22 protein-coding genes and 1 riboswitch are annotated in these 25,319 nt (G+C 52.6%); of the genes, 2 read left to right on the plus strand and 20 right to left on the minus strand.

Features of this window, described 5'->3' with window-relative positions; translation table 11 throughout:
* Positions 1-19: 19 nt before the first annotated feature.
* Both ACO0LL_RS16820 and ACO0LL_RS16825 read left to right on the plus strand, forming a co-directional pair.
* A complete protein-coding gene (locus ACO0LL_RS16820) occupies positions 20-1,900 on the plus strand; it encodes an ATP-binding protein (protein WP_422952001.1) in 1,881 nt (626 codons plus the stop codon).
* A gap of 4 nt (positions 1,901-1,904) precedes the next feature.
* Positions 1,905-3,251 (plus strand): sigma-54-dependent transcriptional regulator, encoded by a 1,347-nt coding sequence (locus ACO0LL_RS16825; protein ID WP_422952002.1) that lies wholly within the window; start codon positions 1,905-1,907, stop codon positions 3,249-3,251.
* Positions 3,252-3,272: 21 nt separating this feature from the next.
* Here the strand turns inward: ACO0LL_RS16825 and ACO0LL_RS16830 are convergent, their stop codons facing one another.
* From ACO0LL_RS16830 to ACO0LL_RS16925, 20 genes are all read right to left on the minus strand, one after another.
* Positions 3,273-3,704, minus strand: coding sequence for a chemotaxis protein CheW (locus ACO0LL_RS16830; protein ID WP_422952003.1), 432 nt, complete (start codon positions 3,702-3,704; stop codon positions 3,273-3,275).
* A gap of 12 nt (positions 3,705-3,716) precedes the next feature.
* Positions 3,717-4,187: a hypothetical protein gene (locus tag ACO0LL_RS16835; protein ID WP_162061272.1), complete on the minus strand. Its 471-nt coding sequence runs from the start codon at positions 4,185-4,187 to the stop codon at positions 3,717-3,719.
* Between the two features lie 2 nt (positions 4,188-4,189).
* On the minus strand, positions 4,190-8,140 hold the full coding sequence (locus ACO0LL_RS16840) for a hybrid sensor histidine kinase/response regulator (RefSeq protein WP_422952004.1): 3,951 nt from the start codon (positions 8,138-8,140) through the stop codon (positions 4,190-4,192).
* A 70-nt stretch (positions 8,141-8,210) separates the two neighbouring features.
* Positions 8,211-10,016, minus strand: a complete 1,806-nt coding sequence (locus ACO0LL_RS16845; protein WP_422952005.1) for a methyl-accepting chemotaxis protein — start codon at positions 10,014-10,016, stop codon at positions 8,211-8,213.
* A gap of 101 nt (positions 10,017-10,117) precedes the next feature.
* Complete coding sequence (locus ACO0LL_RS16850; RefSeq protein ID WP_422952006.1) at positions 10,118-10,663, minus strand: chemotaxis protein CheW; 546 nt, start codon at positions 10,661-10,663, stop codon at positions 10,118-10,120.
* A 41-nt stretch (positions 10,664-10,704) separates the two neighbouring features.
* Positions 10,705-11,070: a response regulator gene (locus ACO0LL_RS16855; protein WP_422952007.1), complete on the minus strand. Its 366-nt coding sequence runs from the start codon at positions 11,068-11,070 to the stop codon at positions 10,705-10,707.
* A gap of 75 nt (positions 11,071-11,145) precedes the next feature.
* The gene (locus tag ACO0LL_RS16860) at positions 11,146-12,054 is read right to left on the minus strand and encodes a response regulator (RefSeq protein WP_422952008.1); all 909 of its coding nucleotides are present in this window, start codon (positions 12,052-12,054) and stop codon (positions 11,146-11,148) included.
* A 38-nt stretch (positions 12,055-12,092) separates the two neighbouring features.
* A riboswitch (cyclic di-GMP riboswitch) is annotated at positions 12,093-12,177 on the minus strand.
* Between the two features lie 180 nt (positions 12,178-12,357).
* Positions 12,358-13,086: a pyridoxine 5'-phosphate synthase gene (locus ACO0LL_RS16865; protein WP_422952009.1), complete on the minus strand. Its 729-nt coding sequence runs from the start codon at positions 13,084-13,086 to the stop codon at positions 12,358-12,360.
* Positions 13,087-13,284: 198 nt separating this feature from the next.
* Entirely contained in the window at positions 13,285-15,288 is a 2,004-nt protein-coding gene (locus ACO0LL_RS16870) for an acetyl/propionyl/methylcrotonyl-CoA carboxylase subunit alpha (RefSeq protein ID WP_422952010.1), read from the minus strand.
* 140 nt (positions 15,289-15,428) lie between these two features.
* Positions 15,429-16,457, minus strand: coding sequence for a biotin synthase BioB (bioB, locus tag ACO0LL_RS16875; protein WP_422952011.1), 1,029 nt, complete (start codon positions 16,455-16,457; stop codon positions 15,429-15,431).
* Between the two features lie 12 nt (positions 16,458-16,469).
* Positions 16,470-17,165: a dethiobiotin synthase gene (gene bioD / locus ACO0LL_RS16880; RefSeq protein WP_422952012.1), complete on the minus strand. Its 696-nt coding sequence runs from the start codon at positions 17,163-17,165 to the stop codon at positions 16,470-16,472.
* A complete protein-coding gene (gene bioF / locus ACO0LL_RS16885; RefSeq protein WP_422952013.1) occupies positions 17,165-18,445 on the minus strand; it encodes an 8-amino-7-oxononanoate synthase in 1,281 nt (426 codons plus the stop codon). Before bioF ends, bioD begins: the two co-directional genes overlap by 1 nt.
* Positions 18,442-19,779 carry an adenosylmethionine--8-amino-7-oxononanoate transaminase gene (gene bioA, locus ACO0LL_RS16890; protein WP_422952049.1) on the minus strand — a complete coding sequence of 446 codons (1,338 nt, stop codon included), beginning with the start codon at positions 19,777-19,779 and terminating at the stop codon, positions 18,442-18,444. Before bioA ends, bioF begins: the two co-directional genes overlap by 4 nt.
* A gap of 41 nt (positions 19,780-19,820) precedes the next feature.
* A complete protein-coding gene (locus tag ACO0LL_RS16895; RefSeq protein ID WP_422952014.1) occupies positions 19,821-20,357 on the minus strand; it encodes a DUF1569 domain-containing protein in 537 nt (178 codons plus the stop codon).
* 56 nt (positions 20,358-20,413) lie between these two features.
* Positions 20,414-21,193, minus strand: coding sequence for an enoyl-CoA hydratase/isomerase family protein (locus tag ACO0LL_RS16900; protein WP_422952015.1), 780 nt, complete (start codon positions 21,191-21,193; stop codon positions 20,414-20,416).
* 45 nt (positions 21,194-21,238) lie between these two features.
* The gene (locus tag ACO0LL_RS16905) at positions 21,239-21,712 is read right to left on the minus strand and encodes a hypothetical protein (RefSeq protein WP_422952016.1); all 474 of its coding nucleotides are present in this window, start codon (positions 21,710-21,712) and stop codon (positions 21,239-21,241) included.
* Between the two features lie 15 nt (positions 21,713-21,727).
* The gene (locus ACO0LL_RS16910) at positions 21,728-23,350 is read right to left on the minus strand and encodes a carboxyl transferase domain-containing protein (protein ID WP_422952017.1); all 1,623 of its coding nucleotides are present in this window, start codon (positions 23,348-23,350) and stop codon (positions 21,728-21,730) included.
* A gap of 8 nt (positions 23,351-23,358) precedes the next feature.
* Positions 23,359-23,742, minus strand: a complete 384-nt coding sequence (locus tag ACO0LL_RS16915; RefSeq protein ID WP_422952018.1) for a YchJ family protein — start codon at positions 23,740-23,742, stop codon at positions 23,359-23,361.
* 2 nt (positions 23,743-23,744) lie between these two features.
* On the minus strand, positions 23,745-24,140 hold the full coding sequence (locus ACO0LL_RS16920; RefSeq protein ID WP_422952019.1) for a rhodanese-like domain-containing protein: 396 nt from the start codon (positions 24,138-24,140) through the stop codon (positions 23,745-23,747).
* A 36-nt stretch (positions 24,141-24,176) separates the two neighbouring features.
* The gene (locus tag ACO0LL_RS16925; protein ID WP_422952020.1) at positions 24,177-25,310 is read right to left on the minus strand and encodes an acyl-CoA dehydrogenase family protein; all 1,134 of its coding nucleotides are present in this window, start codon (positions 25,308-25,310) and stop codon (positions 24,177-24,179) included.
* Positions 25,311-25,319: the final 9 nt, after the last annotated feature.

Consider the following 25,319-nt stretch of genomic DNA (forward strand, 5'->3'; position numbering starts at 1 on the left):
TGCTTAACAGCTATCAGTCATGAATGCCTACGGACTTTATTTTTTCTCGCTCGCCTTGCAAGGCGCCATCAGCCCCTTGCTGGCTATCTGGCTGTGGGTAAAGGCAGGGCAACAGCCGGGCATGAAGGCGCTGGCGCTGTTTTGCGTGAGCATAGGCCTGTGGGCAACAGGCCAGCTGGCGATCAATCTGGGCGATGCCAGGATCAGTGAACTGGGCAAGATACTGGTCAATACCGGCCCTGTGAATGCCGTGTTCTTTTTGCATTTTGTACTACGCTTTTTGGGTCGTTTGCGGCCTGCTCATATCATTGCCTGGTATGCAGCGGCTCTCACACTGATGCTGGGCATTGCCATCTTTGATATGGGCAGTCTGTTGCCCTGGCTGGAATTCCAGCGCTATTACGTATTTCCAGCCTGGGGCTGGATACCCGGCATTTTTGTCAGTGGCCTGAGTACCTGGGCTTATCTGCTGTTGCTGATGGCATGGCCTGCTGCAGCGCCGAAAAAGCGCGGGCAAATCCTGGCGGTTTGCCTGGCCGGGGTCTGGGGCTCGGCCTCTACGCTGATGTTTTTGAATGCCTCGTTTGGCATAGACATCTTCCCCTACAGCGTGATCTTGCTGCCGTTCTATGCGGTCTTGCTGGTGCTCGGCATCTTGCGTTATGACATGATGGCAGTAAACCTGTGGGCCAACCGTTTCCTGGCCTGGCTGGCCCTGAGCGTGCTGACAGTCGCCATTGCAGGTCTGGTGTTGAGCCTGGTGGCGCAAACCGGCTTTAGTCCGCTGGCGGCCTTACCGTTGTGGCAGTTATGGCTTTTGGGTACAGGCATGCTGCTCATCATGCTGATACTGGAAAGACCGATGCGCAGCTTTATGGAAAAACTGGTTTTTCCCGGCGCGCATCTGGAAGCAGCCGTGCTCAGCAACTGGCGCATGCAGTTAGAGTCGGCGACGAACTGGCAGGAACTGAGCTCGGTTGCATCAGCGTTATTGGAAACCCATTTGCGCCAACCTATGCCTGTCTTGCTATTCCACGCTGGAGCACCAGACAGCCACACTGCTGAGCAAACCTGCGTCATCTGTTACCGGCAGCAGGCACAGTCTGCCCACGCAGAATGGCATTACGAATTGCGACACTGGGAGGGCGCGACCCCCAGTGTGCAAAAAGTGGGTGCAGTATTCGGTGCCCTGCTGGCCGCCGCCGCCGCGCGGCTTGACCAGTTGCTGCGCTATGCAGATCAAGAAAAACAGCGCCTGCAACAGGCACATCTGACGGAGCTGGGCGGGCTGGCTGCTACCGTTGCCCATGAATTGCGCAACCCCCTGAACATCATCAGTATGGCTGCCGTTTCCTGTCCTGCTGATGTACGAAATGACATACGCGAGCAGATAGAAAGAGCCGATCATCTGATACAGGATTTGCTCAGTTATTCCGGTGAGGTGCGCCTGAATTGCCAGCCTGTCGATATGGCAGAACTGATTGATAACATCATCGCGCAACTACGCCCTACTGCCATGGCGAATGGCGTACAAATCAGCAGCGATATCGAAGAGAATTTACGCGGCAATATAGACCGCATGCGTACTGAGCAAATTCTGAACAACCTGCTCAATAATGCACTGGCGATGTTGCGCGGCAGACCAGATGCGCGCATCCATATCGAAGCAACGACAGACAAACAGATGCTGAGACTGCGCATCTGCGATAACGGCCCCGGCATACCGGCAGAACAAAAAGCCGATTTGTTCCAGGCTTTCAAGAGCCGCCGCCCCGGTGGTACTGGCCTGGGCCTGGCGATAGTGCGCAGGCTGGTGGAGGCGCATGGCGGCAGCGTTGCGCTGATCACTTGTCCCGGCTGGAATTGCTGTTTTGAATTTTATTTACCCACATCACCATGACACCATGAGCATGCAAACTATTTTACTGGTCGATGATGAGCCAGCCTTTCAACGCCTGTGTGGCAACTGGCTGGCCAGCCTCGGTTATGTCGTCAAGGTCGCGGCCACGGCAGAACAGGTACATGCCCTGCTGGCGGAGAACAGCTTTGATCTGGTCTTGCTGGACCTGGCCTTGCCACCTAGTTTCACACCCGATGAGGGTCTGGCGCTATTGCCAGCATTCGCCCCTGTACCCGTGGTCGTCATGACTGGTCATGCAGACCGTGAACTGGCGCTGCGTGCCATCAGTCTTGGAGCCTGGGATTTTTTACCCAAGCCGCTTGATCCCGACATCTTGCGCGTCGTGGTTGACCGCGCGCTCAACAAAAGCCGACTGGAACGAGAACTTGCCGTATGGCGCGCCCGCGCCCTGCCAGACGACAACAGCATGGGCCTGATAGGCATCAGTGCTGAACTGGCAGAATTGCGCTCGCTGATACGCCGCATTGCGCCTACCGATGTACCAGTCATGATTACTGGCCCCAGTGGTACTGGCAAGGAACTGGTGGCACGCGCCCTGCATGCCCAGGGCAAACGCGCAGGCAAAGCATTTATTGCGGTGCATTGCGGTGCCATACCTGCAGAATTATTCGAGAGTGAACTATTTGGTCACAGCAAAGGCAGTTTCACCGGTGCCGACCGTGACCGCAAAGGGCTTATTGCCGCTGCCGATGGCGGCACGCTATTCCTTGATGAAGTAGGTGAAATGCCTCTGCCCATGCAAGTCAAGCTATTGCGCTTCTTGCAGTCTGGCAGTTTCTTTCCGATAGGTGCACGCGCTGAGTTGCGTGTCGATGTGCGCATAGTCGCGGCGACTAACCGTGATCTGGCAGTCATGGTCGAAGAAAAAAGCTTCAGGGATGATTTGTATTACCGCCTTAAAGGCATACAGATGCGCACTCTGGCACTGGCAGACCGGGCTGAAGACATCGCCCTGATAGCCCAGGCAATTGCAGCCAGATCAACACCGCCAAAACGCCTGACGGCTGCAGCGCAAGAGTGGCTGGTATCCCATGCCTGGCCCGGCAATGTCAGGGAATTGCAGCATTGTCTGCAAACTGCGATGGCACTGGCTGGCGAGATGAACGAGATCGTAGTAGATGATCTGGCACTGGCTTGCGGTGAAGTTGCAAGCGATGCGCCTGTAGTGGATACCGGTTTACTGGAGGAACAGGTGGCGGCTCTGGAAAAGCGCCTCATCGTCGGCGCGCTGAATGACAACCAGCACAACCATACGCATGCAGCAAAACAACTGGGTATATCCCGTGTAGGCTTGCTGAACAAGATGCGCAGATATGGCTTGCGTGAGTAAGCAACGCATGCTTACTCAGCTCTAATGCGTGGCAGAAAAGAGGCGGCTCAAATCCAGCACAGGTATGCTTTGCCCCTGCTGCTCAAAACAGGAAATCGCCATATCTTCCCAGCCTGCTTCATCGAGGCTGCTGGCCTGCTTATCATCAACCAGCACACGCACAGGTGGGGCCGCCAGATGGATGGCACCCAGGCCTGCCGTATTGCTGACAGCATCATGAAATGCCACCAGAGCGAGGATATTGCCTGTGCAGGCACGACCACCGAGGCGTACAGGGAGTTGCATGACAGGCACGGCACGTTTTTGCCAGAAGATGATCTCCCGCATATACGCGGGCGCGAGAGGCACCTCAAAGCTATCCTGCGCATCCATGATTTGTATGAGTTCACGCTGGCCTATTGCGACTTGCCTGCCATCGCCTACGTCCAGTAACCAGGCATTTGCACTAGACATATTTGCGCTCCACTAATGAGTAGCAGTGATTTGTGCGAAGGCACCATACTGCATTAAATGCCGCGCATCGCTGAGACAGGCCAGGCCATTTTCAAATGGCATGACAGCCTGCACTGGCGTGTAGCCGGCACGCATAGCAACAGGCAAGGCATAGTCGCTGCCGGATTGCTGATTGAGTACCCTGACATCATCACACAGCAAGCCCAGAAAACCCTTGCCGGTAGCCAGCATGACACAGGCGCGGCGTGCTGCAGGTATCTTGTCCAGGGTCTGCAATTCACCATTCAGGCTCAATACTGGCCAGCTTTGTCCCAGGTAAGCGATGCGCCCTATGGCAGGCGCGACAGCATCCTGGCTGACCAGATCAACAACAGATTCCACTGCACAGACATCACCCTGCGGCAGCATGAGCTGCATATTATCAATCCGCAGCAACAGACGGTTGCGTATTTCTGTACTCATCCCCGGCATCATCGCTCCCATGATCAGGCTCCTGTCAGGCGGTTAATATGCTGCAGCAAGGCATCTTCACTGAAGGGTTTGACGAGGTAGGCATCCACCCCGGCGGCATCGCCCTGCTGCCTGTGTTTTTGGGTAGAGCGTGAAGTGATCATGATGATGGGAATACGCTTGTCGAGCTTGCGGGCGCGTACATGGCTGGTCAGTTCCAGGCCATTCATGCGCGGCATTTCCATATCCACCAAAATCACGTCGGGCAGCACTTCATCGAGTATGGCAACCGCATCCAGACCATCAATGGCAGTACGCACTTCATAACCGGCATCGCGCATGATTTGGGCAGTGGCACGGCGGGCTGACAATGAATCATCGACCACCAGCGCGGTACGCACATGTGTTGCTTGCGAATCTGCCTGCGACGGCAAACCAGCATGGGCATCATCGATATTGATGTACTGCTGGGTCGATGCGCGCAATAATTCCGGCAGATCGATAACGGGTGCAACGCTACCGTCACCGAGGATGACCGCACCTATCGTGCCCTGGATTCTTGGTACATAGCGGCCAAATTTCTTGACCACGACTTCACGGCCATCAACCAGTTCCTGCACTTGTATTGCGCAGGTTGAGCCGGTATCGGTGCTGACCAGCAAGACCGGGTAGCCATAGCTGCGCGCCTCCTTGCGATGGTCTTGCATGCCCAGCAAACTATCGAGCTTCAGCAATTTATGCACTGCATCACCAACTCGATAGACAGGCTGGTCAGCCAAGGTATCAATTTGTGCATCAGTGATGTAATGGATATCAATAATACGACGGCTGGAAATCGCCATCATGTGACCAGCCACGCGCGCCATCAGGGTATGCTCAGACAAAAGGCTGGCAGGCAGGCGCAATTCCACCACCAGACCCTGGCCAGCGACTGAGCGCAAATTCAACGAGCCTTTCATTTCCAGTATGCGTGCATGCACCATGTCCATACCTATACCACGGCCAGAAGTCTGGGTGCTGCTGTCACGGGTAGAAAAACCTGGTACCAGAATCAGCCTGGCCAGTTCTTCTTCAGACAAGATACGCTCGGCACTGATCATTTTTCGCTTCAAGGCGGTACGGCGTATCGCCGCATAATCCAGGCCTGCACCATCGTCTTTGCAACGCACGACGATGGAGTTACCTTCACGGGCAAAGCTCAGTTCTATCAGGCCATCTGCCGGTTTATTCGCGGCCAGCCTGCTGGCAAGTGTCTCTATGCCATGATCGACCGCATTGCGCAGGATATGCATCAGCGGGTCTGTCAGGTCATTGAGCATATTGCTATCGATATTGGTGTTCGCACCCAGGATATTCAGGTTGACCTGTTTATCAAGCAAGCGACAAGTCTGGCGCACACTGCGTTGCAGGCGCGAGACGATAGTCGTGACCGGCACCAGCCGCGTGCGTATCACGGCATGCTGGTTTTCCATTTGCAGGCGGCGCTGCACTTCCAGTAGCTCAGCCAGGCCGTGCAATTGTTCGTCGATATGGCTGGACATTTCGAAAGCATCGGTGCGTGCCTCTACCAGTTGTGCGGTGATGGTATGCAACTCGCTGTAACGTTCAAATTCCAGTGGATCAAAGTCACCATCGGTAGTGCTGATGCTGGCTTTTTTCTGCGGGCTGCTCATGCCGCGCACATCGACCAGAGTTTCGAGGTCAGCGATCAATTTCTGGAACAGGACATCGTGTTTTTGTATGGCCTTCGATTGTTTTTGCGTCTGTTTCAATTGTTCCTGGATTTGCGCATTCGAGATAACATTTTCACCTGCGAGGCGCAATAGTTCATCCACCACTTTCGCAGGTACGCGCAACATCGGTTCAGCCGCATGAGAACCAGGTTCGACCAGGTCAAGTACAGCGCCAGAAGATTGCGGGGCCGGGGTATTTGCAACAGGCGCAATGACTGCAACAGCTTCGTTGCGGACAACAAATTCACCACTGTGCATATAGCTGACATAGTCGCAAATCTGTTGCAGCAGCTGTTGCGACTGTGCCGGTGCTGGTGCTGTACCGCCATCGACCACAGCCTCACCCATGGCTTCGAGACAATCGCCAGCCTCGGTCAGCAATTCTGCCAGTGCATTGTTGGGCAGGCTTTGTTTATCAGTGAGGGCAATCAGCAAATCTTCCAGATGATGGGTCAGGTTGGCAATGCCCGCTATACCCACGGTGTTGGCAGCGCCCTTCAGCGTATGCGCGGCACGCTTGGCTTGCTCTATGTCACGCATGTTGCCGGCACCATTTGAAAATTTTTCTATGGCACTGGTGAAATTACCTACCTGCACAGGCAGTTCCTGCAAGAGGCCATCGAATAATTCTGTATTCAGATCATCGGGCAGTTGTATCGAGACATCGCTCTCAGTGATGGCAATCGCAGCAGCTTCAGCATAATGATGGTCTGCTATCAGATTGATATTGATGAGTTCTACGAACAAAGATTCATTACCGTCCATGACTGCGGCCTGCGACCAGCATGGGTCCATCAACAATGATAATAATTCCAGTGCGGCGATTTCTTCTTTAGGTGCCAGCAGGTAGTTATTCAAACTGGCTGGCAATGTTGCCAGCAGGCTGGATTGCTGCGCATCCAGCGCCTGGGTTTGTGCGGCCACCAGGCCAGCAAGCAAGGACAAAAATTGATGCAGCGCAGTCAGGCCTATGGATTCTGAAGTAGAGGCAATACGCAACAAGGCTTCAACATAGTTTTGCAATGCCAGGCCACGCTGTTCTTCATCGTCACCAGCCGCTATCACTGCCGCCAGGTCTTCTGCCAGCATGTCACTCATCAATCTGAATTCCCTGGCAAACAGGGTCAGCATATCGCTGCTGATTTCTTGTGCGGCAGCACTGGTCTGCGCACCACCGGCATCAGCACCTTCATCAGCGATGTTGTCTGCACTGTAGTTTTCACTATTATCACTCTGTTGTAACTCAGTGTAGGTAGCACCGCTTACTGCTTCTTGCCTGTTCCATGCCGGGTCATACACAACATCGAGCAGACTGGCTGCGATTTCCGGATTTTCAGCATCAGCAATGCTATCCATGAGCATCAGCGGGAAGCGCTGCAGCAGGCCCAGTTCGGTTTCATTGACGGCATCTGCATCTGCGGATCTCATGATGACAACATCAGCAACAGCCTGGCAGGCATCTGCCACGATATGCAGATTCAACTGACTTGCGCAACTGGAAAAACCCAGCAACTGCGCCGCATAAGCTTGCAGGGTAGCTGCATCATTGTCACCACCCTGGGCAAAGTGCTCATCGGCTGCCAGGCTCATGATGAGAGCGTCCAGCGCTTCATGTAATGCTGAAGTTGATGTATCTGCTGTATCTACTGTATCTACGGCTACCGCGGATGTCTCTGGCTCAGTGATTTCTGCATTTTCAGCTTGTGCCGCCTGTGCATTGTATGCATCTGCCTGATTCAATAAAGCGATCTCTGCCGTGGCTGGCGCAGGCACCAGGAACAAAGGGGGAGGCTCTTCCACTTCAGCTACTGGTGTCAGTGGATCGCTATTCAGCAGTTGCCTGAGCTCACAGGAATCACCAAGGCTCAAAGGAATGGGCCAGCTGGCTGTCGAAAGATGGTCTATCAGGGTTTCTATATTTTTGTCGCCATGATTCAATGCATGGCTGGCCAGCAAATCTGGCCATTCGCTGAGCAGGTGATATTCTTCATCCGTGAGGCGGCGATTCTGGTTATACAGGCTGATGAGGTTACGTTCTATCAGCGCGCATACCCAGTGCAGGCCGGGCATGTCAGCAGCACTGGCTGCCGCGCGTATGCGGCGCAATTGCTCGATATAACAAGCCAGCGCACGCGTGACTACCGCGACATCCGTTGAGTGAGTGGCATCGGTTTCCAGCGCGTTGAATACCTCATCAAGGGCACCGAGGACGACATGGCTGAAATCTGTAGCCTGGTTTTCTAGCTGTTCCATACTGCCTCAGACGGGTAAGTTGGAAAGAGACAAACCTGCGCAAAGCCTTGCGCAGGTTTGAGTGGTGATATCAGGCTGCCAGTTTGAAGACGCGTACGGTAGATAACAGCATTCTTGCGTATTCCACCAGATTGGTGGTTTGCGCAGATTGTTCATCGAGTTGCAAGCTGGTTTCCTGATTGGTTTTCTTGATCTGTATCGCTCTGTCCAGCAACTCCTGGCTGGCTTTGGCCTGACCATGGGATTTGATGGCAATCTGCTGTACTGATTCCACCAGCTCAGTGGTCGCATTTTGCGTCGCCTGCATTTGCAGACCGGCCTGTTCTGCCAGCCGGCTACCTTCTACCACCTGGGCAATTGCCGAGTTCATGGTGTTGACCGTATCTGAGGTTTCCAGCTGGATGTTATTGACCAGGCCAGAAATTTGCAGCGTCGCTTGCCTCGCATTTTCTGCCAGCCTTTGCACCTCATCCGCAACCACCGCAAAACCACGACCAGCTTCACCGGCGGATGCCGCATGCATACTCGCATTCAGCGCCAGGATGTGGGTACGTTCTGCAATCGCATTAATCAGACCGACCACGCCGGAAATTTCTTGTGAACGTTCACCCAAGCGTTTAATCCGTTTTTCTGTTTCACGTATGATGTCGCGGGTACTGTTAATACCACCGACCGTGCTGTTCACCGTATCCATCGCCAGTTGGGTTGAGCGTATCGCATTATCAGCAGCGCGGTTGCAGGTTTGTGCCAGGTCGGCAATATTGCGCATTTCTTCAGAAGCGGTCGATAATGAAACAGTAGTATGTTCTACTTCCAGCCTTTCTTCTGCTGCTGCGGCCATCACGTTATCGGACTGGGCTTTCACTTTCAGCGTGGCCTCGGTCACGTCGGCAGAAATATTACTTACATCACGCAGCACTTTGGCAGTTTCACTGGTCAGCATGTTCAAGGCATCAGATACTGCGCCTGTCACGTCGGCAGATACCGGTACTTTGACAGTCAAATCCCTGCTCGCCAGTTGCGCCACGGCCTGCAACAAGACCAGCACAGATTCATTGAGTTTTTCATTTTCATCTTCGATGGATTTGCGGCTGGCTTCACGTTCATCCACCATCTTGTCGAACTGGCGTGAGAGTTTGCCGATTTCGTCCGGTTGAGTGCTGCGCGCCCTGACACTGGCATCACCCTGCGTCAGTTTCTGCATAACGCCAATCAGATGCGATACCGGTTTGGTAATACTGCGCGTCATCCAGTAGGCAACACCTGCTGCCAGCAAGATGGACAAGGCTGCCACCAAAGCCAGGATGTTTTTCGCACTGACATAAGTACTATCGGCGGCGGCACCATCCTTATTCACCAATTTTGTTTGGTAGTCGATGAGATTATCCATCGAAGAAAACCATTTCTCCTGATCGGCTTGCAGGTTGCCAAGCAACCAGGCTGTGGCTTCCGTCTTTTTACCTTCAGTCGCCAGACGCAGGAATTCCCTTTGTGAAGCACCGTATTTATTACGTGCTTCGGTCGCTGTCTGGAAGATGCCTTTTTCTTCTTCACTGGTAATCAGTTTTTCAAAACCGGCGATGTTTTCATCCTGGTTTTGCCTGCGAGACAAAATCAGTTGCTGTTCTTTTTCCACTGCCGATTGATCGTTCAGGAGCAGCATATTACGCATGGAACGCGCATTGGCATTAACGTTACCAAGCATCTTGTAGGCCAGCACAACTTTAGGGTAGCTACCATCCACAATGCGGTGGGTACCGTCATTGATGCTCTTCAGGTTGGACATCGCCAGCCAGGCCGTTACCGCCAACAGCAGCAACACCGCTGTAAATCCCAGACTGAGCCGGATACCAATATTCGGAGTACGTAATTTCATTTTGCTCTCCACAAGAAAAACATCGAAGACTACTTGGTCAAATCAATAGCAGGGGATCAGCCGATTCCAGTTTTTAGTTCTATGCTCTTTAGTTCTGTGCTCTATACACTGCGGCTGAGTTTTTCAAAAAAACTTTCATGATTGAAGTCCAGCCAGACTTTGTCATCCTTGACAAAGGCAGCTGGCACATGGGCTTCCAGCGTGGCAGGCAATTGCGGCATCTGGGTAATGGTGCGCAATTCGGTCAGTGGCTGCGGATAACTGTCTATCAGCATGCCAACGGCATTTTCTGCTTTGTCCAAAATCAAAAATAATTTAGATGCAGTGACTTCAGACCTGCGGCCACTGAGTACCAGACCCAAATCAAAAATGGGCACCAGATTGCCACGCAGGTTGATCAGACCAAGCAAGAATGCTGCCGCACCAGGCAAGGGAGCAAGCGCCTGTGGCCGTATCACTTCACTCCCCACCTCGGCCCTGATCAGCAAGTTCAACGAACCCACACGATAGCCATAACGCTTTCTTTCGACCAAGGGTGCCACATCACTCCACAGCAAATCGCCAGGTGGAGTGAAGCGCTCAAGGGCAACACTGGGTGGCAGCCATTCTTTGGACTGTCCGGCATTGCTGGAAGTGACTAAGCTCATGACCGCCCCCGCAGATGGGTGATGCGTTACAAAATTTAAAATCAGGCAGCGATTTTGAGTTGATCAATGATCTGGTCCGCTGTATAGGGCTTGGCGACATAGCCTTTGGCACCTTGCAACTGCCCCCAGATCTTGTCGGCTTTTTGCGATTTGCTGCTGACAAAGATAATAGGGATGTCTTTGGTTGCCGGATCTTGCGTCAGGCTACGGCAGGCTTCATAGCCATCCATCTCTGGCATGACGATGTCGAGGAAAATAATCGAGGGTTTTTCGGCCTTGGCTTTTTCCAGCGTGTCCTTGCCGCTGGATGCGGTGACCACCACATAACCGGCATCAGTCAATATGCTTTTGATGTTGGCCAGTTCAGTAGTGGAATCGTCAACAACGAGTGCTTTTTTCATACCCATGATGTACTCCCGAGATGTGTAAGTGAAACGCTCTGATCCCCAGAGCCAAGGTAAAAATATTGGGCTGATCTGGTTTCAGGTACCCATCGCCAGGCCGTGATTCTTTTCCATGTCAGGCGCTGTCTCAGTTGCACTCAGGCTCTTTTCGACGACGGCACGGAACTTCAGGTGTTCTACAGGCTTGGTCAGATAACTGCTGCATCCAGACAGCGAGCCACGGATACGGTCAAACGGAGAGGATTTGCTGGTCAGCATGACCACGGGTGTGCGTTTGGTTTGTGGATGGCGGCGTATGATCTTGCAGATTTCATAGCCATCAGCACCAGGCATGACGATGTCGAGGAAGATAATGTCGTAGTTTTTCTTTTCCAGCATCTGCAAGGCTTGCTCGCCAGTCTCAGCGCAGTCAGAAGCGATCTTCATCGAGCGCAATTCCAGGTCTATCTTGATTCTTGCAGTAGGGCTGTCATCCACGATCAGGGCACGGTGACCACCCTGCAAAACCGAGTTTGAAGGATTTTTTTGCAGCAGGGGCTGCACAATAGCTGCTTTGTCCATTTCTGCCTTCTGAGCAACTGCTGCACTGAGTGGAAATGCTGTTTGTAAAACTTTTTCCAGTTCATCTGCTACCTGATCCAGCAACGCCAGCATCTTGGTTGGTACCAGAGGATGCAGTAAATGATATTTGCCTGGATGTGCCTTGCCTGCATTGGAAATGAATACCGTTGCAGGTTCGGGAATATTGTGTGTTGCTATAAGCTCCTGTAAAGCTGCCCTGGCCTGGCTATTATCCGGATCGAGTATGACGATATCAGGGTCAGCAGCCTGACTGGCATCGCACAAGGCATAGGAATGCCTGCGTCCGCTCGCCATGGTCAAGCTAAGCACGCTGCGCACCAGACGCAATTCATACTCAGACAAACCGAATACACTAATCAGAATTTTTTTAGAAGCGCCGGGAAGCGCCGTAGAAATGCTATTCATGAGCACATGCCTCTTAACGAAAAACCGCCAATGCGGAATACGGTACCTGGCTACCCTGCCGTGTTTAGCGAGGGCCCTGTAGTTTTGCGTCCCACGCTTTCGGGTGGTTTGCCTTTAAACACCAACACCAACAACAACGCTGATATTCTCTCTATCGATTATCTCTTGAGCATAGAGAGGAACATCAACCACAGTGCTTCATGCGAAGCACCGTTACCCCAATGTAGTTCAAGAATTTGAAGGCTACAAGGAAAAAGTTAACATTTTTTTGCTTTTTCTTTTTTCATGCAAAAAATATAAAATCTAGCCTTGCTGGCAAATTTTTGCATATTTTGTGAGCACTTCAACAATACCCTGTTCCAGGCATTCAACGATGACAGCATGGCCTATGGAGACTTCCAGTATGCCGGGTATGGTCAGGAATTTGGCCAGGTTATCCAGGTTCAGGTCATGCCCTGCATTCACTCCCAGACCAGCATCCTGGGCACGTTTGGCAGCAGCCGCAAAACCCTGGAAAATCTCTTCCCCCTTTGCCGTGCCAAAATGTTCGGCATACGGTTCGGTATATAACTCAACCCGGTCTGCCCCCAGTTCTTTGGCCAGGTGCATGTCCTGGTTGTCGTAATCAATAAACAGGCTGCTACGTATGCCCAGCGCCTTCAATTCAGCCAGTACGGGGCGTAGAAAATCGGCATCCTTGCGCAAGTCCCAGCCATGGTCAGAGGTCAGTTGATCTGGCGCATCCGGCACCAAAGTGCATTGCGCAGGCTTGTTGCGCTTCACGACTTCGAGAAAGTCTGGCGCGGGATAACCCTCGACATTCAACTCCACGCAACGTGCCTGGCACAGCACACCCAAAGTTTCGACATCAGAATAACGCGCATGCCTTTGATCCTGACGTGGATGCAGTGTAATGCCACGCGCACCGAGGTCCAGGCAACGTGCAGCAAAAGCCTGCACATCAGGGTAATTACGGCCACGCGAATTACGCAGCAAGGCGATTTTGTTGATGTTGATGGAGAGTGCGGTCATGGTGATTCCAAAGGTCTGGGCAAGGTAATGAAAAATCGCTGGAACAATTTTCTGTTCAGGTAATCATGATGGACTTGCTTGCAAGTTTGTACAAGTAACACAGCGAGGTGATTTGTTGGTGTATCTGTTTTTTGCTGAACATGCAGTAAAAACGCCAGCACAACAGTGCTGGCTTTACGGTACAAACTTCAGGAAAGCTTACTGCTGGAAAGCCAGCAACTGCGCCCCTTCAGTCACCTGATCACCAATCGCATACAAGACTTCATCAATGACGCCATCATGCGGGGCAGAGATCGTATGCTCCATCTTCATGGCTTCCATGATCAGCAGGGCATCGCCCTTCTTCACTTCCTGTGCCTTGTTGACGAGCACAGCAACGATCTTGCCGGGCATGGGTGCAGTCAGGCGGCCAGTTTCAGCCTCGGCTTCACCCGCATGTGCCAGTGCATCAATGTAATGCAGGGCTGTATGCTTGCCCTGACTGAAGACGTGGAAATGCTCACCATCGCGCACTACCGTGGCAGCCACGGTCTGGTCTGCAATCTTGATGACGATATCATTTTCATCGGCGAGTGCCAGCCTGACTTGCACTTTCGATTCACCTGCCTGCACTTGCCAGCCGTCAGACAGATAAGTCACTTGCACATCATGCGTTTGTTCTTCTTCCGTGAATTGCAGGCTACGTTGCATAAGGCTGTTCATGCGCCAGCCGTGGCTGGATTGCCATGGGTCGCTGCTGCTACCCTTTGTAGATTTTTCTGAATTCAACAGGGATACAACCGCCAGCGCCAGCGTAGTCAGATTCGCGGCTACCGGTGCTGGGAACAGTTCTGCCTGATTGCGTTCTATCAGGCCAGTATCCAGATCAGCGCCAGAAAAAGCTGTGCTGGTGACCAGGCGTGACAGGAAGGCGATATTGCTGTTCAGGCCGACGATCTGGTATTGCGCCAGGGCTTGCGCCATGCGGGCCAGCGCTTCTTTCCTGTCCTTGCCCCAGACTATCATCTTGGCAATCATGGGGTCATAGAAAGGCGAAATCGTATCGCCTTCACGCACGCCACTATCGATACGGAAAGCCGCCGGATCAGTCGCGCCACCTAGTTCAAAATTCACCGCAACAGGGGTGCGTGCATGACGCAAAGTACCTATCGATGGCAAGAAACCTTTTTCCGGATTTTCTGCATATACGCGTGCTTCAATCGCATGGCCATGGATCTGTAATTCATTTTGTTGCAACGGCAATTTTTCGCCGGCAGCAACACGCAATTGCCATTCCACCAAATCAGTACCGGTGATCATTTCTGTCACCGGATGTTCAACCTGCAAACGGGTATTCATTTCCATGAAATAGAAAGAACCATCCTGGTTGGCGATGAATTCCACCGTACCGGCACCGACATAACCAACTGCTTTTGCAGCAGCGACGGCAGCATCGCCCATCGCCGCACGGCGCTCTGCCGTCATGCCTGGTGCAGGTGCTTCTTCCAGTACTTTTTGATGGCGGCGCTGTACCGAGCAATCGCGTTCAAACAGGTAGACGCAATTGCCGTGGGTATCAGCAAACACCTGGATTTCTATGTGACGTGGTCTTTGCAGATATTTTTCTGCCAGCACCTTGTCGTCACCAAAAGAGTTGATGGCTTCGCGTTTGCAGGATGCCAGCGCGTCTTTGAAGTCAGCCGATTTTTCGATGACGCGCATGCCCTTGCCACCACCACCGGCACTGGCTTTGAGCAAGACGGGGTAACCGATACGGTCAGCCTCGGTATGTAAAAAATCCGCATCCTGATTATCGCCATGGTAGCCCGGCACCAGCGGCACATTGGCTTTTTCCATCAGGGATTTCGCCGCAGACTTGCTGCCCATGGCTTCTATCGCCGATGCTGGCGGGCCGATGAACGCGATGCCATTTTTGGCACAGGCTTCAGCGAATTCACTGTTTTCTGACAGGAAGCCATAACCCGGATGTATCGCCTGCGCGCCCGTCGCCAATGCGACTTCTATGATCTTGTCGGCACGCAGATAACTCTCTTTGGCGGCAGCCGGGCCTATCAAGACTGCCTCATCACAAACCGCGACATGCTTGGCATTGGCATCGGCTTCGGAATACACAGCGACAGTCTTGATGCCCATGCGGCGTGCGGTAGCAGCAACACGGCAAGCAATTTCGCCACGGTTGGCGATAAGGATTTTGGTAAACATGTCTCTAACCTTTTGGGTGGATGTATCTACGATAATTGACTACGATTTTCATCAAAGAAAAGCACTTGCCTTCCTCTGTGTCTCCATTTTTTCTCTGTGTGCTCTGTGCTAAAGATTTAAGGTCTTACTTAAGTTCTTAATCAACCACAATTTCCAGCTTTCGCTTCGACCTTGCCACGCGTCTTCAAGCCCAGTTTATCGAGCAGTACGCGATCATCCTGCGCTTCAGGATTAGCCGTAGTCAGCAATTTATCGCCGTAGAAAATCGAATTCGCGCCAGCCAGGAAGCACATGGCCTGTACCGCCTCACCCATCTGGCGACGACCGGCAGACAGGCGCACACGCGCCTTGGGCATGGTGATACGGGCAACAGCTATCGTGCGTACAAATTCCAGCGGATCAAGTGGGTCCAGGCCATGCAAAGGCGTGCCTTCTACCTGCACCAGATGATTGACAGGCACCGATTCTGGATAGGGATTCAGGTTCGCCAGCTGCGCAATCAGGCCAGCGCGCTGGCGGCGTGACTCACCCATGCCGACGATGCCACCGCAACAGACTTTGAGACCCGCACTGCGCACATGACCAAGCGTATCAAGCCTGTCCTGGTAATCGCGGGTAGAAATCACATTGCTGTAAAACTCAGGTGCGGTATCGAGGTTATGGTTGTAGTAGTCGAGACCTGCATCTTTCAGGCGCTGCGCCTGTTCTTCCTTGAGCATGCCCAGAGTCGCGCAAGTTTCCAGGCCCATGGCCTTGACTTCGCGCACCATGGTTTCTACCTTTTCCATGTCACGGTCTTTAGGTGAACGCCATGCTGCACCCATGCAAAAACGGGTTGCGCCGTTTTCGCGGGCGGCTTTGGCGGCATCCAGCACTTCGCGTACATCCAGCAATTTCTTGGCTTCTACGCCAGTGTCATAACGTGCTGCTTGCGGGCAGTAGCCGCAATCTTCTTCGCAGCCACCAGTCTTGATGGACAAGAGGGTCGCCAGCTCCACATCACCATCAGGGAAGTTGGCGCGGTGTGCAGTTTGCGCCCTGAACATCAAGTCATTGAAGGGCAAATCAAACAGGGCCAGTACTTCATCCACGGGCCAGGTCTCGGCTTCTATCTTCTTGACCGGTGGCTGGAATTGCATGGTTTGCAAAGTCGTATCAGTAGCTTGCATCTTTGTTTCCTTTTACTTCAATTGACTCAAATCCAGATACGAGGCAGCAGCTTTTGCCTTCTCATGATCTGGAACATTCAAACGGGGAATATGCCCCAGCATGGGTGCGGCTATGCGCTCACGCAGGGCGGCAATATTTTCTTGCGGGTACAGCATGTTGGCATCAACGGTATTGGCAACCCAGCCTGCCAGCCTCAAACCGCGGGCGGCGATGGCTTCAACAGTCAGCAATGCATGATTGATGCAACCCAGGCGCATACCAACTACCAGTATCACAGGCAAATCCACAGCTTGCGCCATGTCTGCGGTAGTCACTTGCGCATTCAGGGGTACGCAAAAACCACCTACACCTTCTACGATCACGGCATCTGCCTGTTCACGCAACTGTTGATAGCTGTCGATGATATGCGGCAGTTCTATCTTTACATGTTCCAGCTCAGCCACGATATGCGGTGCTGCCGGTGTCTGCATCAGGTAAGGGCATACCAGAGCCAGTTCTGCCTTGACACTGGCAGCGGCAACCAGCATATCGACATCTTCATTATGCAAGATACCGTCACGCATTTCTGCCCCGGCGGCGATCGGCTTCATACCCACTGCCTGCAAACCTTGCGCCTGCATTGCATGCAGCATCGCAGCACTGACCAGAGTCTTGCCTATCTCGGTATCAGTGCCCGTCACGAAAAAGTCATGCTGCCGTTTTTGCATCAGGCCACCTCGGCAAAACACTGGGCCACATAGCTCATCTGATCCAGACGGTTGATGGCCTGCACCAGTTGCAGGACCTGGATTTCTGTATGCGCAGCGGACAGGGTCACACGCAAGCGTGCCGTACCGACAGGTACGGTAGGTGGGCGTATCGCGCCTACCCACAAACCCTGGTCCATGAGATTGCCTGCTACTCTCAGCATGGCGGCGTTGTCACCAATGAGCACAGGTTGAATCGCAGTATCCGATGGCATGCCCTGCCAGACTTGCAAATGCAGACCATCACTGAACAGGCCTATCAATTTTTGCAGATGCGCACGTCTTTGCTGGCCTTCTTCACCTGCAATAATGTCTATGCTGGTCAGCAGTGCATGCGCGAGGGCTGGTGCGGCAGCAGTCGTATAAATGTAAGCACGGGCACGTTGCACCAGCCACTCAATCACGGTCGCATCGGCTGCAACGAAGGCACCACCGACACCGGCGGCCTTGCCCAGCGTACCCATATACACCAGATTCGGTGACTTGATATTCAGGTGCTCAAGCACACCACGGCCATGCTGGCCCAGCACACCAAAGCCATGCGCATCATCGACGATAAGCCAGGCATCATAACGCTCGCAAATTGCCAGCAGAGCACCCAGTTCTGCAATATTGCCATCCATGCTGAAGACGCTGTCGGTGACAACGACCCTGTGCTTGGTCTTGCATTGTTGCAGCATGCGTTCCAGCGCTGTGTAATCGCGGTGTGGGAATACCTGCACGGTGGCACGCGAGAGGCGTGCACCATCAATCAGGGATGCATGGTTCAGGGCTTCAGAAAATACGGTCGTATCTTTATTGATGGCCAGCGCGGTGATGACCGCCAGATTGGCCATATAGCCTGTGCAGAAATACAGGGTGCGGGCGTTATCGATATGCGGTGAGACAAACTCGGCTAGGCGTTCTTCCAGCACCGCATGGGCACGGCTGTGGCCACTGATGAGGTGTGATGCACCACTGCCTACACCGTATAGCGCGGCACCTTCCTGCATGGCTTCTGCAAGTTTTGGATGTGCTGCCAGGCCGAGGTAATCATTGCTGCAAAATGCCAGCAAGTCACGGCCATCGACTTTCATGTTTGGTGCTGAAGGTGTTTCTACCGTGCGCCTCTGGCGCAATAAATGTTTTTGATCCAGCACGGCCAGCTCTTGCTGCAAACCCTGTATCAGGGACTTGCGCTGGGTCGCTATTCTTATTCCTGGATTATGTATGCCGGGATTGCTTTTACTAGCATCGTTCATGCCATTACCTCTTCAAATACCAGTCTGGTTTTATGTGCCAGCAAGCTCATTTCATCCTGCTCAAGGATGTAGGGCGGCATCATATAGACTGTGCGGCCTATGGGCCGCATTAATAATTCCTGCTTCAGAGCCGCAGCAAAAAAGCGGCGTGAAAATGTCGCTGCGCGTTCTGCATCATCGACCACCGCATCAAAGGCGAGAATCATGCCTTGCTGACGGAAGTGGCGCACGCGTGCATCATTTTTCAAATCGGCAAAAGCAGTGTTCAAGAATTCTGCCTTGATACGGTTCTTTTGCAAGACCTTATCATCTTCAAATATCGCCAGTGTCGCCAGCGCTGCACGGCATGCCAGCGGATTACCTGTGTAGGAATGCGAATGCAGGAAACCGCGTCTTACATCAGCGTCATAAAATGCCTGATACACAGCATCTGTCGTCATCACCAAGGACAGCGGCAAATAACCACCGCTGATACCTTTCGACAGGCATAAAAAATCTGGCCAGATGCTTGCAGATTCACAAGCAAAGAAAGTGCCGGTACGGCCACAGCCTACGGCAATTTCATCAGCGATCAGATGCACCTGATACTGGTCGCACAATTCACGCAAACGCTTCAGATAGACTGGGTCATGCATGGCCATGCCAGTCGCGCACTGTACCAGCGGCTCTATGATGACGGCAGCAATCTTGCCTGCGCGTTCCTGCAATTTGGCTTCCAGTGCCGCGGCGGCGCGCAGGGCGACATCGGCAGCAGTTTCGCCAGCCTCGGCAAGGCGCGCATCCGGTGATGCGACGACGTGTGCACGTTGCAACATCGGGCCATAGGCTTCGCGGAACAGGCTGACATCCGTCACTGCCAGTGCCCCCACGGTTTCACCATGGTAGCTACCCTGTATGCAAATAAACTCTTGTTTTTCAGTCTGGCCACCATTGCGCCAGGCATGAAAGCTCATCTTCAGGGCGATCTCGACTGCCGATGCACCATCAGAAGCATAGAAGCAATGGCCGAGGGCATGATTAGTCAGGGCCGCCAATTTTTCTGATAATTCGACCACAGGCGCATGAGTAAAACCGGCCAGCATCGCGTGTTCCAGTTTGTCGAGCTGGTCTTTCAATTCTGCATTGATGCGTGGATTGGCATGACCAAACAGATTGACCCACCAGGAACTGATGGCATCAAGATAGCGTTTGCCTTCCATATCAAACAGCCATGCACCGCGGCCATGGCTGACGGGGATCAGCGGCACGGTTTCATGATGCTGCATCTGGGTACACGGATGCCATACATGCTGCAGGCTGCGTGTTACCCAGTCATTTTCTTGATTCAAATTTATTCCAGACAAATGTTACGATTGAAGCTCAGTTCATCCCAAGTTCAGGCTACAGATTGCGTAGATTTGATGAGCTTCAAATGATTTTCTATATGCATGACATGAGCCTGAGCAAACTCTGCCTTGCTCAAACTGCCATAAGCAAAATGCGGCTTGATGTCACCCGCATGGTTTTCAAATTTTTGTAATGCCGCAATCAGCATATCGATGCCGGCATTGACATCGCCACTCTCGGCAATTGCTGGTGCACCTGGTATGGGCTCAGTCAGATTATGCGTCATCGCACCGGCGACTGAAAAAGCATAAAAGGCTGCACTGCCTGCCGTTTTCTGAAAGGCTGCTGGTTTCATTTCGGGATAACCCGTCATCGAGTACTCTATGCTTTGCGCCAGATGCACAAAGACTTTATAGGGCTGCCAGCCGGATAGGTTGGCGAGTTTATTCAATTTCAGACTGGCAAGTTTTGCCTGCATATCTGCGATTGTAGTGATGACTACCGTGGACTTGCGATAAGTCACCGCGCCTGCTGCAGCCAGCAAAGAGACGCCCAGGCCAGTCAATACCAGTCTTCGCTTTGTCATCTTTGCCAGCTCCTTTCCACTCTATTCTTGCTATCCGCTTGATCTTCAAGCCAGATTCAACTTAACCAGTTTGGCTTACGCTTTTCCAGGAAAGAACGCACGCCTTCACGGCCCTCTTCAGACGCGCGTATTTGCGCTATTCCTTCTACTGTTGCTGCTATGAGCGCTGGCGTCACTTCACGGCTGGCGACATCCTGCACCAGACGCTTGGCCTGCTTCACTGCATTCGGGCTGTTGCTGCTCAGCGCCTTGACGATCTCGGCCACTTTGGCATCCAGTGCATCTGCCGTTACCACTTCATGGATAAAGCCCGTGCGATGCGCTTCTGCTGCAGTAAAACGCTCGGCAGTGATGAAATAACGGCGTGCCGCGCTTTCACCCATGGCCTTGATGACATACGGCGAGATCGTCGCCGGTATCAAGCCCAGCTTGACTTCGCTGAGGCAAAAATTTGCTGTATCCACACTGACAGCAACATCACAGGCAGCCACCAGGCCCATGCCACCGGCATAGCAATCACCTTGCACTTTAGCAACTACCGGCTTGCTGCAGCTATAGATAGTGCGCAGCATTTCTGCCAGTTGACTAGCATCCGCGAGGTTTTCCTCATGGGTGTAGTCTGCCATCTTTTTCATCCAGTTCAGGTCTGCACCAGCACAAAAAGCAGGACCATTCGCGGCCAGCACAATAGCACGAATGCTGTCATTCGTATCCAAATCGCGGAAAACCCGGGTGATCTCGGCTATGGTTGTTTCATTAAATGCATTGCGTACATCGGGGCGGTTCAACGTGACTGTGGCCAGATGATTTGCAATTTCAATATTCAAGGTTTCCATTTTTTTCAATCTTTTCCTTCTTTAACACAGCCTATTTTCACTAGCCTATTTTTTCAAAGGTGCGCACTTGGCACCATTCACAGTCCGGTTAATCATTGGTACGGAAAGCACATTGTTCACGTCTGTCGCATCGACTATGCGTGTAGTGCAGGCCCTGCGGCCAGTTAGCGTATCCAGAACATAGACATGATCAGCAATCGGGAAAAAACTGAAATTAGTTTTACATGAGCTAATGCCTATCAATTCATCATATCCAAATGTTACCAACTTGCCCGCTGGCAGCTTGGTCGCCGTTATATTCGTATGCGCAGCATCATCGATGATAGTTTTTGGGCCTGAGCAAGATTCTGCATCATCGTATATATACAATTTAACACCCGCCCCTTTCGCCGTTGTCATCCTGACCGCAAGATCAGCCACAGCGCCATTTTGCGGTGCTACATATGGCGTAGCCACACAAGCGCTGAGTGCCAGTGCAAAGCTGACCAAGAGCAATGAAGGGATATATGTTTTTTTCATGAATATTGCCTTGGCTTACATGCGGAACACACCAAACTTCACATCCGGTATCGGTGCATTCAATGCTGCCGACAAGCCCAGGCCGAGTACCATGCGGGTATCTGCCGGGTCAATGACACCGTCATCCCACAGGCGGGCCGATGCATAATAAGGATGTCCCTGGTGTTCGTATTGCTCTTTGATAGGCTGTTTGAAAGCTGCTTCTTCTTCGGCAGACCAGCTACCACCCTTGCCTTCTATGCCGTCACGTTTTACTGTCGCCAGTACGCTCGCAGCCTGTTCACCACCCATGACGCTGATACGGGCATTTGGCCACATCCACATGAAGCGTGGCGAGTAAGCGCGGCCACACATGCCGTAGTTGCCTGCACCAAAACTGCCACCGATGATGACCGTGAATTTGGGCACATTTGCGGTCGCTACTGCAGTCACCATCTTGGCACCGTTACGGGCGATGCCTTCGTTTTCATATTTGCGGCCTACCATGAAACCGGTGATATTTTGCAGGAAGACCAGAGGTATCTTGCGCTGGCAGCACAGTTCTATGAAGTGGGCGCCCTTCAATGCCGATTCAGAAAACAGGATGCCGTTATTGGCAATAATGCCGACTGGCATGCCATGGATATGGGCAAAACCACAGACCAGGGTAGTACCATAGCGCGCCTTGAATTCATCAAAATGGCTGCCATCGACAATGCGGGCAATGACTTCACGCACATCAAAAGGCTTGCGGGTATCGACCGGTATCACGCCATACAATTCAGATGCTGGGAACTTTGGTTCTTCAACTTTTTTCATGACCAGGGTTTGTGGTTTCTGGCGGTTCAGATGCGAAACAATCGTGCGCGCCAATGATAGCGCATGCGTATCATTTTGCGCCAGATGATCAACCACGCCAGACAAACGTGTGTGTACATCACCACCACCGAGGTCTTCAGCACTGACGACTTCACCGGTAGCGGCTTTCACCAGTGGTGGGCCACCGAGGAAAATCGTACCCTGGTTCTTGACGATGATGGACTCATCACTCATCGCTGGCACATACGCGCCGCCAGCAGTGCAGGAACCCATGACCACCGCAATTTGCGGTATGCCTTTGGCCGACATATTGGCCTGATTGTAGAAGATGCGGCCAAAGTGATCGCGGTCAGGGAAGACATCATCCTGGTTAGGCAGGTTCGCGCCACCACTGTCGACCAGATAAATGCAGGGCAGATTGTTTTGCTCAGCAATCTCTTGCGCACGCAAATGCTTCTTGACGGTCAGTGGATAATAAGTGCCGCCTTTGACTGTCGCGTCATTACAGACGATGATGCATTCCTGCCCGGCCACTCGGCCTATGCCAGTGATCATACCAGCAGATGGAGCGGCATCGGTACCGCTCTTCTCTTTGTACATGTCGTAGGCAGCGAGTTGCGAAAACTCAAGGAAAGGCGTGCCTGCATCGAGCAGCATTTGTACGCGGTCACGCGGCAAGAGTTTGCCACGTGCCAGATGTTTCTTGCGCGCTTCATCGCCACCACCAAGTGCAATTTTGGCGATCTTTTCTTTGAGGTCATCCACCACGGCTTGCATGGCCGCTGCATTGGCTTTGAATTCTTCAGAGCGGGGATTGAGTTTGGAATCTAAAGTTGTCATTATCTTTTTCACTTTTCTGGAAAACTGCCATCCACGTAAAACCACTTGCCTTCATACCGCACAAAACGACTGAGTTCATGCAGCCTGTGTGCCTTGCCGCCTATCTTGTACCTAGCAACAAATTCCACTGTCGCCGCATCACCATCCGCTTTGAATTTCTTGACTTCCAGCCCCAGCCATTTGGTTGGGTCATCATGCGTGATACGTTCTTTGGGACAAGTGCGCTCATCCCAGGTCGCACGCAGATAGGCTTCATCATTCAGGGTATAAGCGGTGTAGCGCGAACGCATCAGCGCTTCTGCCGTTGGTGCTACCGCTGCGCCACTGATGTAAGGACCGCAGCACTGCTCAAGATTTTTATTCAAGCCACACGGGCATGCTTTGCTACTCATTATTACTTCTTGCTTTCCTTGTTGGCGACTGGCGCTCCCGCGGCTTTCCAGGCAGTAAAACCGCCATCGATATGCGCAACATTTTCCAGGCCCATGTCTTGCACGGTCTTGGTAGTCAATGCACTGCGCCAGCCAGCGGCACAAAACAAAATGAATTCTTTTTTCTCGCCGAAGACAGGTTTGAAATAAGGTGAATCAGGATCAACCCAAAACTCTATCATGCCGCGAGGGGCATGATAGGCACCAGGGATGATGCCTTCACGCTCGAGTTCGCGGATATCACGGACATCAATAAACTGCACATTGCTGTCTGCGAGTTTGGCCTGAGCTTCTGCCACGCTATAGGTTTTGATTTCGGCATTGGCTTCATCGACCAGTTGCTTGTAACCTTTTTTCATGCTGTCTCCGTTATTCTTTTTAAGAATTGACGCCACTCAGCCTGCCAGTGCACGTCCGATCAAAATCTTTTGTATATCGGAAGTACCTTCATAAATCTGGCAAACCCGCACATCGCGATAAATACGCTCTACCGGGAAGTCGCTGACGTAGCCGTAGCCACCGTGGATTTGTATCGCATCCGAGCAGACTTTTTCTGCCATTTCTGAGGCAAACAATTTTGCCATTGCTGCTTCTTTCAGGCAGGGCTTGCCTGCATCTTTCATGCTGGCGGCGTGCCAGATCAATTGACGGGCGGCTTCTATCTGGGTCGCCATGTCGGCCAGTTTGAATTGCACTGACTGGTGCTCGAAAATAGGTTTGCCAAAACTGGTTCTGTCCTTGGCATAGGCCAGTGCTGCTTCAAATGCGGCACGCGCCATGCCTACTGATTGTGAGGCTATGCCTATGCGGCCACCTTCAAGTCCAGACAGGGCAATCTTGTAACCCATGCCTTCTTCACCGATCAGGTTCTCTGCCGGAATGCGGCAATTCTCGAACAGGATTTGTGCAGTGTCGGACGAATGCTGGCCCATCTTTTGTTCCAGGCTGGCGACGATATAGCCAGGTGTAATGGTTGGCACCCAGAAGGCGCTGATGCCCTTCTTACCTGCCTCTTTATCGGTGACAGCCATGACGATGGCCACATCGGCGTATTTGCCGCTGGTGATGAATTGCTTGACGCCATTGATGACGTAATGATCGCCATCCCGTTTTGCCGTAGTGCGCAGTTCAGACGCATCACTACCGGCATGCGGTTCGGTCAGACAAAATGCGCCCAGCATTTCGCCTTGTGCCAGCGGTGTCAGCCATTGTTTTTTTTGTGCGTCGTTGGCGTACATCATGGCGATGCTGCAGACCGGGCAATTGTTGACAGATACCACCGTGGACGTGCCGCCATCACCGGCAGCGATTTCTTCCAGAACCAGGGCCAGCGACAGATAATCCATACCCGCTCCACCAAACTCTTCTGGCACGGCCACGCCATAGGCACCCATTTGCGCCAGCTCTTTCAATTCTTCTGCGGGGAAGTGATGTTCTTTATCCCAGCGGGCGGCATTGGGCACCAGGCGGTCCTGGGCAAAGGCGCGTACGGCGTCGCGTATCATTTCGTGTTCTGGTGTCAGTAACATGCTAAGTCT

The sequence above is a fragment of the Undibacterium sp. TC4M20W genome (assembly GCF_049340245.1).
Lineage (GTDB): Bacteria > Pseudomonadota > Gammaproteobacteria > Burkholderiales > Burkholderiaceae_D > Undibacterium.

What these genes read in the sequence shown, in the direction of transcription:
- ACO0LL_RS16870 (WP_422952010.1), bottom strand. Translation starts at nt 15,288, where the DNA reads ATGTTTACCAAAATCCTTATCGCCAACCGTGGCGAAATTGCTTGCCGT.
- ACO0LL_RS16895 (WP_422952014.1), bottom strand. Translation starts at nt 20,357, where the DNA reads ATGACAAAGCGAAGACTGGTATTGACTGGCCTGGGCGTCTCTTTGCTG.
- ACO0LL_RS16865 (WP_422952009.1), bottom strand. Translation starts at nt 13,086, where the DNA reads ATGACCGCACTCTCCATCAACATCAACAAAATCGCCTTGCTGCGTAAT.
- ACO0LL_RS16845 (WP_422952005.1), bottom strand. Translation starts at nt 10,016, where the DNA reads ATGAAATTACGTACTCCGAATATTGGTATCCGGCTCAGTCTGGGATTT.
- bioB (WP_422952011.1), bottom strand. Translation starts at nt 16,457, where the DNA reads ATGCAAGCTACTGATACGACTTTGCAAACCATGCAATTCCAGCCACCG.
- ACO0LL_RS16860 (WP_422952008.1), bottom strand. Translation starts at nt 12,054, where the DNA reads ATGAATAGCATTTCTACGGCGCTTCCCGGCGCTTCTAAAAAAATTCTG.
- ACO0LL_RS16855 (WP_422952007.1), bottom strand. Translation starts at nt 11,070, where the DNA reads ATGGGTATGAAAAAAGCACTCGTTGTTGACGATTCCACTACTGAACTG.
- ACO0LL_RS16835 (WP_162061272.1), bottom strand. Translation starts at nt 4,187, where the DNA reads ATGGGAGCGATGATGCCGGGGATGAGTACAGAAATACGCAACCGTCTG.
- ACO0LL_RS16850 (WP_422952006.1), bottom strand. Translation starts at nt 10,663, where the DNA reads ATGAGCTTAGTCACTTCCAGCAATGCCGGACAGTCCAAAGAATGGCTG.
- ACO0LL_RS16820 (WP_422952001.1), top strand. Translation starts at nt 20, where the DNA reads ATGAATGCCTACGGACTTTATTTTTTCTCGCTCGCCTTGCAAGGCGCC.
- ACO0LL_RS16830 (WP_422952003.1), bottom strand. Translation starts at nt 3,704, where the DNA reads ATGTCTAGTGCAAATGCCTGGTTACTGGACGTAGGCGATGGCAGGCAA.
- bioD (WP_422952012.1), bottom strand. Translation starts at nt 17,165, where the DNA reads ATGCAAAAACGGCAGCATGACTTTTTCGTGACGGGCACTGATACCGAG.
- ACO0LL_RS16900 (WP_422952015.1), bottom strand. Translation starts at nt 21,193, where the DNA reads ATGGAAACCTTGAATATTGAAATTGCAAATCATCTGGCCACAGTCACG.
- bioF (WP_422952013.1), bottom strand. Translation starts at nt 18,445, where the DNA reads ATGAACGATGCTAGTAAAAGCAATCCCGGCATACATAATCCAGGAATA.
- ACO0LL_RS16905 (WP_422952016.1), bottom strand. Translation starts at nt 21,712, where the DNA reads ATGAAAAAAACATATATCCCTTCATTGCTCTTGGTCAGCTTTGCACTG.
- ACO0LL_RS16910 (WP_422952017.1), bottom strand. Translation starts at nt 23,350, where the DNA reads ATGACAACTTTAGATTCCAAACTCAATCCCCGCTCTGAAGAATTCAAA.
- ACO0LL_RS16840 (WP_422952004.1), bottom strand. Translation starts at nt 8,140, where the DNA reads ATGGAACAGCTAGAAAACCAGGCTACAGATTTCAGCCATGTCGTCCTC.
- ACO0LL_RS16925 (WP_422952020.1), bottom strand. Translation starts at nt 25,310, where the DNA reads ATGTTACTGACACCAGAACACGAAATGATACGCGACGCCGTACGCGCC.
- ACO0LL_RS16915 (WP_422952018.1), bottom strand. Translation starts at nt 23,742, where the DNA reads ATGAGTAGCAAAGCATGCCCGTGTGGCTTGAATAAAAATCTTGAGCAG.
- ACO0LL_RS16825 (WP_422952002.1), top strand. Translation starts at nt 1,905, where the DNA reads ATGAGCATGCAAACTATTTTACTGGTCGATGATGAGCCAGCCTTTCAA.
- ACO0LL_RS16920 (WP_422952019.1), bottom strand. Translation starts at nt 24,140, where the DNA reads ATGAAAAAAGGTTACAAGCAACTGGTCGATGAAGCCAATGCCGAAATC.